This window comes from Bradyrhizobium sp. OK095 (assembly GCF_900109945.1).
Lineage (GTDB): Bacteria > Pseudomonadota > Alphaproteobacteria > Rhizobiales > Xanthobacteraceae > Bradyrhizobium.
In genome coordinates, this window is sequence record NZ_FOBX01000019.1 from 123,828 (window position 1) to 135,852 (window position 12,025).

General features: G+C 64.2%; 10 protein-coding genes. 6 read left to right on the forward strand and 4 right to left on the reverse strand.

Going from position 1 to position 12,025, the window contains the following annotated elements; genetic code table 11:
- The first annotated feature begins 73 nt into the window (after positions 1-73).
- The 3 genes from BMW89_RS34445 to BMW89_RS34455 all read left to right on the forward strand — a co-directional run bounded on the left by BMW89_RS34445 (position 74) and on the right by BMW89_RS34455 (position 2,988).
- Complete coding sequence (locus BMW89_RS34445) at positions 74-1,048, forward strand: hypothetical protein (RefSeq protein ID WP_092034782.1); 975 nt, start codon at positions 74-76, stop codon at positions 1,046-1,048.
- 197 nt (positions 1,049-1,245) lie between these two features.
- Positions 1,246-1,839, forward strand: coding sequence for a L,D-transpeptidase (locus BMW89_RS34450; RefSeq protein WP_092034783.1), 594 nt, complete (start codon positions 1,246-1,248; stop codon positions 1,837-1,839).
- Between the two features lie 111 nt (positions 1,840-1,950).
- A complete protein-coding gene (locus BMW89_RS34455) occupies positions 1,951-2,988 on the forward strand; it encodes an amino acid ABC transporter substrate-binding protein (protein ID WP_092034804.1) in 1,038 nt (345 codons plus the stop codon).
- Between the two features lie 211 nt (positions 2,989-3,199).
- Here BMW89_RS34455 and BMW89_RS34460 read toward each other — a convergent pair whose 3' ends face one another.
- Positions 3,200-4,339, reverse strand: coding sequence for an acyl-CoA dehydrogenase family protein (locus BMW89_RS34460; RefSeq protein WP_092034784.1), 1,140 nt, complete (start codon positions 4,337-4,339; stop codon positions 3,200-3,202).
- Between the two features lie 85 nt (positions 4,340-4,424).
- On the reverse strand, positions 4,425-5,624 hold the full coding sequence (locus tag BMW89_RS34465) for an acyl-CoA dehydrogenase family protein (protein ID WP_092034785.1): 1,200 nt from the start codon (positions 5,622-5,624) through the stop codon (positions 4,425-4,427).
- A gap of 137 nt (positions 5,625-5,761) precedes the next feature.
- On the opposite strand from BMW89_RS34465, the gene BMW89_RS34470 reads away from it, so the two are divergent.
- Positions 5,762-6,307: a carboxymuconolactone decarboxylase family protein gene (locus tag BMW89_RS34470; RefSeq protein WP_092034786.1), complete on the forward strand. Its 546-nt coding sequence runs from the start codon at positions 5,762-5,764 to the stop codon at positions 6,305-6,307.
- A gap of 90 nt (positions 6,308-6,397) precedes the next feature.
- On the forward strand, positions 6,398-6,892 hold the full coding sequence (locus tag BMW89_RS34475) for a VOC family protein (RefSeq protein ID WP_092034787.1): 495 nt from the start codon (positions 6,398-6,400) through the stop codon (positions 6,890-6,892).
- On the opposite strand, the gene BMW89_RS34480 is transcribed toward BMW89_RS34475, so the two are convergent.
- Together BMW89_RS34480 and BMW89_RS34485 are read right to left on the reverse strand one after the other, a co-directional pair.
- Complete coding sequence (locus BMW89_RS34480) at positions 6,843-8,117, reverse strand: MFS transporter (RefSeq protein WP_092034788.1); 1,275 nt, start codon at positions 8,115-8,117, stop codon at positions 6,843-6,845. The genes BMW89_RS34475 and BMW89_RS34480 overlap by 50 nt on opposite strands.
- Before the next feature lie 148 nt (positions 8,118-8,265).
- A complete protein-coding gene (locus BMW89_RS34485; protein WP_177196530.1) occupies positions 8,266-9,513 on the reverse strand; it encodes an MFS transporter in 1,248 nt (415 codons plus the stop codon).
- A gap of 218 nt (positions 9,514-9,731) precedes the next feature.
- Between BMW89_RS34485 and BMW89_RS34490 the strand changes: the two genes are divergently transcribed.
- Positions 9,732-11,801, forward strand: coding sequence for a prolyl oligopeptidase family serine peptidase (locus BMW89_RS34490; protein WP_092034790.1), 2,070 nt, complete (start codon positions 9,732-9,734; stop codon positions 11,799-11,801).
- Positions 11,802-12,025: the final 224 nt, after the last annotated feature.

Here is a 12,025-nt window from a genome sequence, read left to right on the forward strand (position 1 = left end):
GAGTCTCGCCGTTGTTGCTTGACTCCACGGACCCGTCCGTGGAGTTTCGCGGCGACTCAAATCAGCGCCCGCAATGGACGACGCGACCACCAGCACCGACATCCGCCTTCGTGAAGGCGCCTCAATCGCGCAGCGGCTGGTCGTGGCCGGCTCTGCGGCGGCCGTTGCGCTGTGTTTCACGCCGGGCCTGTTCACGCACGATGCCCTGGAAATTATCATTTCCGTGCTCGCGCTGCTGGTGGGCGCAGGGGTCGTCGGCGGCATCATGCTGGCGCCGGCGGTGGTGTGGATCATCACGCCCAACGAGATCCTGATCGGGCGACAAAGTCCGTTCGGAAAGCTCCGCACCAGGGTCGTTGCGAAGAACGAGATCGCGGGATTGCAGGTTCCCGGCAGCAAGCGGGTGAAAGCCCGCTTTCAACTTGTTTTCACGCTCGTTTCAGGGGAACGCCTGGCCTCCCCGCCGATCGCCGACGTCACCCATGTTCGCGAAACCGTGGCCCGGATCGCCGCGCAGTTCGAGGTCCCCAATTTCGAGCAGCCGGTCAATCCGCTCGATGCCAGCAATCCCGAGATGCATCTCGGCGAGCCGCTCGAGGCGTTTTCCACGCGCGACATCAGGATCGTCGCGTTGATCGCCGTCGCCTTGTCCACCGTGCCCTACGCCACCAAGCTCTGGCGCGGATGGCCGCCGAGCCACGTCGACATCCTGCTGCTGCCGCTCGGCGCGCTCGCCGCATTCGCGGTTTACAGATATGCCAACCTCGTGACCGGCGCCTTCTGGATTGTCCGCGAGGGCGATATCCGCGTCGAGCGCCTGTGGGGCAGCGGCGAGCCGCGCGCGGATCATATCGAGGGGCATGACGTGAAGACGATCACCGTCGACCGCCGTGGCCGGTCTGAGGACGAGCACTGTATCGTTACGATCAGAACGCGCTCGGGACGACGGTTTCGCAGCCCGCGCATCGGCTCGCGGCCGGAAGCCCGTGCCGTGGGGACGGAGATCGTGCGGCGGCTCGGAATTGCGCCGGAGAGCAACAAGATCTAGCGGTCCTCCAGCCGGCGAGGATGCCGCCGGCACTGCTTTTCGCGCCATCCCCTGTTTGTGGCATTGCCGGGGCCCGTCAAAAAACCAAAGCATTCTCGTGACATACCAGCCGGGCGCGCCATCAACTTGCCATGATGCTGCCTCTGGGTTCAGATGGTTTTGAATGATATTCGCTGTAGCAGCGGGGAGAGCTTTACATGACGGATTTTCGTCGCCTGACCGGGATGTTTGTGGCTGCGATCGGCCTGATCCTGGCTGCTCCCCACGCTTATGCCCAGCAGCCCGACCGCGGCGATGAGCCGGGCCTGGTCGCCGACGATAGCTACGAGCTCGATCCGGAATGGCAGAAGCAGGTCGTGTACTACCGCACGACCGAATCCCCGGGCACCATCATCATCTCCACCACCGAGCGCCATCTCTATCTGGTGCAGCCGGGTGGGCGCGCGATCCGCTACGGCATCGGCGTTGGCCGCGATGGCTTCCAGTGGCAGGGGCTGGTCCAGATCACCAACAAGAAGGAGTGGCCGGACTGGACGCCGCCGCCGGAGATGATCCAGCGCCAGCCCTATCTGCCGCGCTTCATGGCCGGCGGCCCCGGCAATCCGCTCGGCGCCCGCGCCATGTATCTGGGCACCACGGTCTACCGCATCCACGGCACCAATCGGCCCGATACGATCGGCACCAAGGTCTCCTCGGGCTGCTTCCGGCTGGTCAACCGCGACGTCGCCGATCTCTACGATCGCATTCCGGTCGGGACCAAGGTGGTCATCCGGCAGAAGCCCGAAATCTAAGGGTTATAGTTGGGGCATGATCTTTCCGGAAAACCGCTTCACACTTTTCCGGATCATGCCCTCCGCCCTCGTCCAAATTCCTTTTCCCGATTATTTCGAGAGAGCAACATGATGCGCACATTTCGAGGCGGCCTGCTGATCGGGCTCGCTGTTGCCGTGCTGGTCGGCGTCCTGGCGGTGATCTACGAGTTCTACGATACCCGCACGCTGAAGCGCACCGTGCGCCGCGGCGAAGTGCTGTGCGGCGTCAACAAGGGCCTGCCGGGCTTCTCGATCCCCGACGACAAGGGCAACTGGACCGGCTTCGACGTCGATTTCTGCCGCGCGGTGGCCTCGGCGATCTTCAACGACCCGAGCAAAGCGAAGTTCGTTCCGCTCGACGCCAGCGAACGCTTCAAGGAATTGCAGAGCCGGAAAGTGGACATCCTCTCGCGCAACACGACCTGGAGCATGGCGCGTGAGCTCGACTACGACCTCTATTTCCCCGCGGTCGCCTATTACGACGGCGCAGGCTTCATGCTGCCCCGCGCGCGCAACAAGGAAACCTCGCTGGACCTCGACGGCAGCAAGGTCTGCGTGCAGGCGGGCACCACGACGTTGCTCAACGTCGCCGACTACTTCCGCGCCAACAACATGAAGTACGAAGAGGTGAAGTTCGACAAGCTGGATGACGTCGTGAAGGCCTACGACACCGGCAAGTGCGACACGCTCTCCGCCGACGTCTCCCAGCTCTACGCGCTGCGGCTGAACCTGTCGAAGCCCGGCGACCACATGATCCTGCCGGACATGATCTCCAAGGAGCCGCTCGCCCCCGTCGTGCGCCAGCGCGACGACGATTGGATGATGATCGTGAAGTGGACGCTCTACGCCATGATCAACGCGGAAGAACTCGGCGTCACCTCGGAGAACATCGACGAGGCCCTGAAGTCGAAGAAGCCGGAAGTGATGCGCCTGGTCGGCACCGAGGGCAATTACGGCGAGCAGCTCGGCCTCACCAAGGACTGGGTCGTCCGTATCATCCGCAACGTCGGCAATTACGGCGAGATGTACGAGCGCAATATCGGCGAGAAGTCCAAGCTGAAGATCCCGCGCGGGATGAATCAGCTGTGGAACGCGGGCGGCGTGCAGTACGCACCGCCGATCCGGTAAGCTTCGCGCAACAACAACCGCGCTCTCGAACGTCATGCCCGGGCTTGTCCCGGGCATCGACGTTTTTGAGGCACGTTAAGAACGTGGATAGTCGGGACAAGCCCGGCCATGACGGCTTGCGTTGCTGCCGTAGCCCGGATGAGCGAAGCGACATCCGGGGCCACTGCCCGCGACATTCCCGGATATCGCTGCGCTCATCCGGGCTACAAGCTCAATACCCCCGCGCGCGCGCCAGCTGCTCGGTGTGGTAGTTCGCATCGCCGAACAATTCCTCGCAAACGCGTGCGCGCTTCATGAAGAAGCCGATGTCGAACTGGTCGGTCATGCCCATGCCGCCATGCATCTGCACGCCCTCCTGCACCGCACGGGTGGCGGTGGTGCCGGCGCGCGCCTTGGCCACGGCGACGCTTGAGGCGGCCTTGGCGACATCGGTATCCAGCGCCTGCAGCGCCTTCATCGTGGCGGCGCGGGTGATCTCGATATCAACATAGAGCTCGGCGGCGCGGTGCTGCAGCGCCTGGAATTCGCCGATCAGCTTGCCGAACTGCTTTCTGTTCTTGAGGTGCTCGACGGTGCGGTTGAAGACTTCCTCGCTCAAGCCCACCATCTCGGCGGCCACCGCGCCGCGGCCGATGTCGAGCACACCGTCGAGCAGAGCGGCGCCCTGATCGACCTCGCCGAGCACGCTGTCGGCATTGACCTCGACATTGGCAAGCTCGATCCGCGCCGCATTGTGCGCGTCGACCATGATGGTGCGTTCGATCGAAACGCCCTTGGCTTGGGGGTTGACCAGGAACAGCGTCAGCCCCTCGCGCTCGCCGGCGGAGCCCGAAGTGCGCGCGGCGGCGATGAAGAGATCGGCGACGTGACCGTCAACGACCAGCGCCTTGGCACCGGAAAGCTTGAATCCGTTGCCGGCGCGAACCGCCTGAAGATTGGTCTGGAGCGGGCGATGCTTTGCGCCCTCGTCAACCGCGAGCGTCGCGAGCAGCGAGCCGTTGGAAATTTTTGGCAGATACTCCGACTTCTGCGCGGCATTGCCGCCGCGGTTCAGCGCGGAGGCCGCGACCACGCTGGTGGCGAGGAAGGGCGACGGCATCAGGGTGCGGCCGATCTCCTCCATCACGACGCCCGCTTCCATGAAGCCGAGACCAGAGCCGCCGAACTCTTCCGGCACCAGCAGGCCGGCAAAGCCCATCTCGGCGAAGGAGTGCCAGAGTTCTTTCGAGAAGCCGGTGGGGTCCTTGCTATCGCGCAAGGATCGCAGATGCGACACCGGCGCCTTGTCGCTGATAAGCCCGCGCGCGCTGTCGCGGAGCATCGATTGTTCTTCGGTGAGGACGAGGGCCATGGTGTTCAGTCTCTAACGTCTAGCGAAATGCAATTTGGTTGATGTCATTCCGAGGCGATGCGCAGCATCGAACCCGGAAAGACGGTCAGGCCCCCGGCAGATCCAGGATGCGCTTGGCGACGATGCCGAGCATCACCTCCGTCGTGCCGCCCTCGATCGAGTTGGCCTTGGTGCGCAGCCAGGCGCGCGGGCGCGCGCCTTGCCGCGAGCGCTCGCTCTCCCATTCCAGCGCATCGACACCGCCGGCCGACATCAGGATCTCGTAGCGGCGCTTGTTCAGTTCGGTGCCGTAATATTTCATCGCGGACGAGAACGCCGGATGCGCCTGACCGGCCTTGGCGAGATCGACCGCGCGCTCCGCGCAGGCCGCAAGGGCTGCTTCATCGACATCGAAGCTGGCGATCCGGCCACGCAGCATGGAATCATCCAACTTGCCCTGCGCATCGGAGCCGACGGAATCGGCCGCGATCTGGCCGAGCGGGCGGCCGACGCCGCGCTCGCCCATGCCGGAAATCATCGCGCGCTCGTGCTGGAGCAGATATTTTGCGACGTCCCAGCCGCGGTTGACGGTGCCGACCACATGCGACTTCGGCACGCGAACGCCGTCGAAGAAGGTTTCGCAGAACGGCGAATAGCCTGATATCAAGAGGATCGGCTTGGTCGTCACGCCCTTCGAGGTCATGTCGAACAGGATGAAGCTGATGCCGTCATGCTTCTTCGCGGCGGAATCCGTGCGGACGAGGCAGAAGATCCAGTCGGCGTAATTGGCGTAGGACGTCCAGATCTTCGACCCCGTGATGACAAAATCGTCTCCGTCGCTCTCGGCGCGGGTCTGCAGCGAGGCGAGATCGGAGCCGGCGTTCGGCTCGGAATAGCCCTGGCACCAGCGGATCAGGCCCGCCGCGATTTTTGGCAGATGTTCTTTCTTCTGCGCGTCGTTGCCGTATTTCAAGAGCGCCGGCCCGAGCATCCAGATGCCAAAACTCGACAGCGGCGGACGGGCGCCGATCTTCGCCATCTCGGCGCGCAGCACCTTGTGCTCGGCGGCGCTGAGGCCACCGCCACCATATTCCCTAGGCCAGTCCGGCACGGTCCAGCCCTTGTCGCGCATGCGCTCGAACCAGATGCGCTGCGGCTCGGACGCGAACTTCGTATTGCGCCCGCCCCAGAATACGTCGGCATCTGACGTCGCGGGCTTGCGCATCTCCGGCGGGCAATTGGCTTCCAGCCAGGCGCGCGTCTCGTTGCGGAACTGTTCGAGATCGACGTTTTCAGTCACGCTCATTGGTCGTTTCCATCAATCATAACAGGCTTGTTGGGCGCGACTCTGGGCCATCGCCTTGCGGAATTCAACCACTTCCACAGCCGCATTCCGCTATAGTCGCGGCCACGACGGTGCTTGAAAACAAAGAGGAAACGAGAATGCGCCTGAAACTTCTTTCGCCTGGCGAAATGAACGCGAGCCAGCGGCAGACCTATGACGAGTCGATTGCCGGCAAGCGCGGCAAGCCGCCGGCGCCGATGATGGCCTGGCTCAACAGCCCCGACATGGCCCGTCATGCCACGCGGCTCGGCGAAGTCCTGCGCTACGACACGATATTCCCTGCCAAACTTTCGGAGATCGCGATCCTGGTGACGGCGCGGCACTGGACCGCGCATTACGAATGGTACGCGCATAAGCGCCTCGCGCTCGCGGGCGGCATGAACCCTGAAATCATCGACGCGATCCGCGATCGCCGCACGCCTGAGTTCGACGACGCCAAGGGCAAGATGATCTACGATTTCGCGAAGTCGCTGCATGAGGGCCACGGCGTCGAGAAGGGGCTCTATGATGAGGCGGTGAAATTGCTCGGCGAGCGCGGCGTGGTCGAGGTGATCGGTCTCTGTGGCTATTACACGATGGTGTCGATGACGCTGAACACGTTTGAGTTCGCGCTGCCCGAGGGCGAGATGCCGGAGCTCGCTTAGTTTCGCATTCGGAAACGATGGGTTTCGGGATAGGGCCGTAGCGCTGTCCCGACGCCGGGCTTATCTCGAGCTCACCAACGGAGCAACACCATGTCGCAGAACCAAGCCGTCGCCGCCGGCACCCGGATCGGCCACGTCCACCTCAAGGTCGCCGATCTCGATCGCGCGCTCGGCTTCTATTGCGGCGTGCTCGGTTTCGAGCTGATGCAGCGCATGGGCTCCGGTGCGGCCTTCATCTCGGCCGGCGGCTATCACCACCACATCGGGCTCAACACCTGGGAGAGCAAGGGCGGTTCGCCGCCGCCGCCGGGGACGACCGGGCTGTTCCACACCGCGATCCTCTACCCGACGCGCCCGGCGCTGGCGGATGCGCTGCATCGCGTGCTCACGGCGGGCATTGCGCTGGACGGCGCCAGCGACCACGGCGTCAGCGAGGCGCTGTATCTGCGTGATCCCGACCAGAACGGCGTGGAGCTGTACTGGGACAAGCCGAAAGAGCAATGGCCGTTCGGGCCTGACGGCAAGCTTTCGATGTTTACGAAGCGGCTGGATGTGGAGGGGTTGCTGAAGCAGCGGGAGGCGTAAGCTCTGCTCCCTCCCCTCGCACCATGATCAACGCTGCGGCGATCACCTCCAGCGCAATGCAGAGATAGAACGGCAGCGCGTACCCGCCGGACCAATCTCGCAGGAAGCCGACAATGCCCGGGCCAAACGCATAGGTCACCTGGTTGATCGCGGTGTTCAGGCTGATCAGCACGCCGAACGAGGCGCTGTCGAACTCCCGCTGCACGATCAGCGACGGCAGGGTGATGAGATTGCCCACCGAGAAGCCGAACACCGCGCAGGCCGCGATCAGCACATAGTCGTCATGGATGTTGATGACGACGCACAGCGCCGCCGCCTGGCTGAGGAACGACAGCGCGGAAGCGAGGCGCTGGTTGAGGCGGTCGATCACCATCGAGAACAGCACGCGGCCGAATACCGCCATCGCGGTCAGCACCGCGACAGCGACCGCCGCGCGCTCGCGGCCGATCACGGGATCGAGGAACGAGATCAGGTGCACGATGAAGCCGACTTGCGCGAACAGCACCAAAGCAAAGGCAATGGTCACCGTGAGGAAGCCGACGTCACGCAACGCCCATGCGCGGATCTCGCTTGAGGATTGCGGCTTTGCCTTCGCCGCCGCATGCCAGCCGTGAAGATCGGGCGGCCGGCCGACGACGAAAAGAATCACCGGCAACAGCAGCACCAGCATGGCGCCGGCAGCCGCGTACATCGCGCCGGCAAAACCGACATGGCCGATCAGGGCCACCAGCAACGGCACGCCGACGATGCCGCCGAAGCTCGCGCCGTTCAGCGCCAGACTGATCGCCATGCCGCGCTTCTGGTCGAACCAGAGACTGATCGTGTTGGTGATCATGGCCAGACTCGTGCCGGCCCAGCCGAAGGCGAGCACGGCGTCGGCCAGATAAAGCTGCCAGGGCTCGCGCACCGCCCCGATCGCAACGGCCGCGGCCGCCATCGCCAGCGTGCCGGCGATGAGACAAAGGCGCGGGCCATATTTTCTCACCGCCTCGCCGACGAAGACGACGAGCAGCGCGCCGAACAGGTAGAAGAACGTGGTCCCTGCGGAGATCAGCGAGGTCGGCCAACCCCGCGCGCGCTGGAGCTCTGCGACATAGACGCTCTGGCCGTAAAAGCCGAGCCCCCAGCCGAAAGTCGCGAGCAGGAAGCAGACCGCGACGATGCGCCAGCCTTCGTAGCCGAGCGAGGATTCGTCGATCGTAGGATGTCGGGGATTGTCGAGCATGCTGGCTACTCCGACGCATCACTTAATAGCCATTACCCCGAAAATCACTTCGACCGGGATCGAACTATCGACGTTGCTGACAGCCTCCTGCCAACCTGTTGCGCATGATCTTTTCGGAAAACCGCTTAGCACTTTTCCTGATCATGCGTCAGATCGCATCCGGGAACTCGCCCATCGCCGCCTCCAGCCGCGCCTTGCGGCGGCGGCTGTAGGAGATGAGCGAGAGCACGGCGAGGCCGAGCACCACCGGCGGGAACACCACCATGTTCACCGCGGACCAGCCGTAATTGGCAAGCAGCTGGCCCGAGGAGAACGAGCCGATCGCCATCATGCCGAACACGAGAAAATCATTGAAGGCCTGCACCTTGTTGCGCTCCTGCGGCCGGTGCGTCTCCAGCACCAGCGCGGAGGCGCCGATGAAGGAAAAATTCCAGCCGATACCGAGCACGATCAGCGTCGCCCAGAAGTGCATCGCGGTGATGCCGGACAGACCGATGGTGGCCGCTCCCGCTTCCAGCAGCAGGCCGGCAGCAACGATTCTGGGCGCCCCGAAGCGGGCGATCAGCGCGCCGGTGAAGAAGCTCGGGCCGTACATGGCGACGATGTGCCATTGAATGCCGAAATTGGAATCGGACAGGCTGAGACCGCACAGCTTCATGGCGAGTGGCGCCGAGGTCATGACGAGATTCATCATGGGATAGGAGATGACGCCGCACAGCGCCGCCGCGATGAAACGCGGCTGAGTCACGATGTCGAGCAGCGGCCGCCCACCATGCAGATCAGCCGGAGCAGGCTTCGGCATATCGACGCCGGCGACGATGCCCATTGCAATCAGCGCGACGGCCGCCTGGACCAGGAAGCTGAAAGCGAACAGATAGGGCTGCCAGACATCCATGGTCCACTGCACGAGCTGGGGACCGAGCACGCCGGCGAACACGCCGCCCGCCATCACCCAGGACACGGCTTTCGGCCGGTAGGCCGCGCTGGCGCCGTCGGCGGCTGCGAAGCGATAGGACTGCGCCACGGAGCCATAGAGGCCGCCGAGGAAGGTCGCGAAACAAAACAGCGCGAACGAACCATGCAGGATCGCGAACGAGCCGCACAGACCGGTTAGCACGCCCAGACCCGTACCGACGATAAAGGCTACGCGGCGACCGAAGCGGCGCGAGATCGCACCGGTCGGCAGCGTGCCGGCGGCGAGGCCCACCACATACATCGAGATCGGCACGGTCGCGAACGACATGTCGGGCGCGAGCGTGGCGCCGACGATCGCGCCGGTGGCGAAGATCACCGCCGAATTGGCGCCGGTCAGCGCCTGCGCCGCGGCCAGGCGCACCACGTTGGCACGCACCCGCGCGTCGGCGGCGATTTCATTGGCTGTCGTCACGTCTAACATCGGCATTTCCGCCCGCAGGGTCTTTTAAGTAAAAGGCTTGGTTGATTCCCGGCACTATGGAGGGGCGCGGGAGGGCGAGCAACCGGCGCAAACGGGCGCAGGCCATGCCTCTGACGCAATCGGGCCGATGATACCGGGGCGCACCCTTGACGGCTTGCGTTCGATCAAATCCTATCCGCCGCGTTCTCCAAGCGCTTCGGTCATCAGGAGTTTCGTTCATGTCCGTCGACGACAGGCCTACGCTCAGCGCTCCCGACGACGATCCCTGGCTCTGGCTGGAGGAGATCGAAGGCGCGCAGGCGCTCGATTTCGTCGAGCGGCAGAATCAACTGACGCTAGCTGCGTTCGGCGGAGCGGCCTTCGCGCGCGATCGCGATATCCTCGCGGCGATCTACGATCGTCCCGACAACATCCCCTATGTCAGCCGGCGCGGCAACGATCTCCACAACCTCTGGAAGGATGCCACCAATCCGCGCGGCCTGTGGCGGCGGACCACGCTGGCGGAATTTCGAAAACCCAATCCGGCGTGGGAGACCATGCTGGATATCGATCAGCTTGCCGCGAGCGAAGGCGAGGACTGGCTGCTCAGTGGGATCGGCACGATGCCGGGAAGCGCGCGGGCGATTTTGAGCCTGTCGCGCGGCGGCAGCGATGCCGTCACCTTGCGCGAGTTCGATCTCGCTACGAAGAGCTTCGTTGCCGACGGCTTTGCGCTGCCGGAAGCCAAGGGCGGCGCCGACTGGCTTGATGCCGACACGCTGCTGCTGTCGAGCGCCCACGGCGAGGGCATGGCGACGACATCAGGCTATGCACGGACGGTTCGCCTGTGGCGGCGCGGCCAATCGGTCGAACAAGCGACGGTGCTGTACGAAGCGTCGGCGAACGACATGGCAGCGTATGGCCATATCGATCGCATGACGCCCAATCGAACAATCTGGTTCGGCCGCATGCTGGATTTCTTCAACTACAGCGTCTCGATCGGAGACGAGAGCGGCCCCACCTCAAAGATAGACCTCCCCACCAACATTGAGCTGCAGGCCCATGGTGACTGGCTCGCGATCAAGCCGCGCGCGGATTGGTCCGTGGCCGGACAAACGTACAAGGCGGATGCCGTGCTCGGCATGTCGCTCCCGGCCTTTCTCGCAGGCAGCCGCGAGTTCACAGTGCTGTTCGAGCCGGCGCCTCGCCGGGCAGTCCAAGGCTTCTTCTGGGCGGCGGGCAGACTGGTGCTGTCAATCCTCGACGAACTCAGGCCGCGTTTCGATGTCTGCACGCCATCCGCCAACGGCTGGAGCCGCGAGGCACTTGGCGACCTTCCCGACATCGGCGTCGTCGACATCTGGCCGCTTGATCGCCATCCGTCCGAAAGCAATGGCGATTTAATCGCCAATGTGCAGGATCCGCTCACGCCACCATCGATGCTGCTGATCGCGCGCGGCGTCGCAAGTCCGACCGTGCTGAAGCAGGCGCCGAAGATTTTCACTGCCGACGGCCTCGTGGTGACCCAGCACGAAGCGATCTCGATCGACGGCGAGCGCATTCCCTATGTGCAGACCGGCCCCGCCAAGGAGACCGGCGATGCGCCGGTTTATATGAGCGCCTATGGCGGCTTCGCCCATTCCGTGAAGCCGTACTACAACTCCTCGCTTGGCAAGTTGTGGCTGGAGCGCGGCGGCACCATGGTGCAGGCGAATTTACGCGGCGGCGGCGAGTTCGGTACGCGCTGGCACGACGCCGGCCGGCTCGCCGGCAAGAAACTCTCGCATGACGATTTCGCGGCCGTGGCCGCCGATCTCGTGCGCCGCGGCGTGACCAATGCAAAGCGCATCGCCGCCCAGGGCGGATCGAACGGCGGCATCCTCATCACCAACATGCTGGTGCGCTATCCCGAACGTTTCGGCGCGCTGTTCTGCACCATCCCGCTGATCGACATGCGCCGCTACACAAAGCTACTGGCGGGCGCGAGCTGGATCGCGGAATACGGCGACCCTGATAAGCCAGAGGAGTGGGAGTGGCTGAGGACCTACTCCGCCTACCACAATGTCAAAGCCGGTCAGGCCTATCCGCCGATCCTGATCGCCACCACGCGGCGCGACGACCGCGTGCATCCCGGCCACGCGCGCAAGATGGCGGCAAAGCTCCAGGCGATGGGCTATGAGGCCTGGTTCTACGAGCCGGAAGCCGGCGGCCACGGCTACGGCAAGGACAACAAGGAGCGCGCCGGTTTCGAGGTGATCGGCTTTCAGTTCTTGAAGGAGAAGATCGGGTGGCGGGATGGCGAGGCGTAGTCGATGCGCCCCTTGGATGTGCGTAGCTTCACTTCGTGAGGGAGGCACCGCTCTCTCATTCCCTCCCCCCTTGCGGGCAGGGCTGTCCGGGGAAACTCAGCCATAGCAGAACTCGATCTGGCCGGGGAGTTTGCAGGATTGGCGGCGGCTGGGGTTGATGGGCGGGGGCTTGTCGATCGTGGCAAGGGCTCGGCGGGTGAACAGAAGCTGGCCGACGAGTTCGG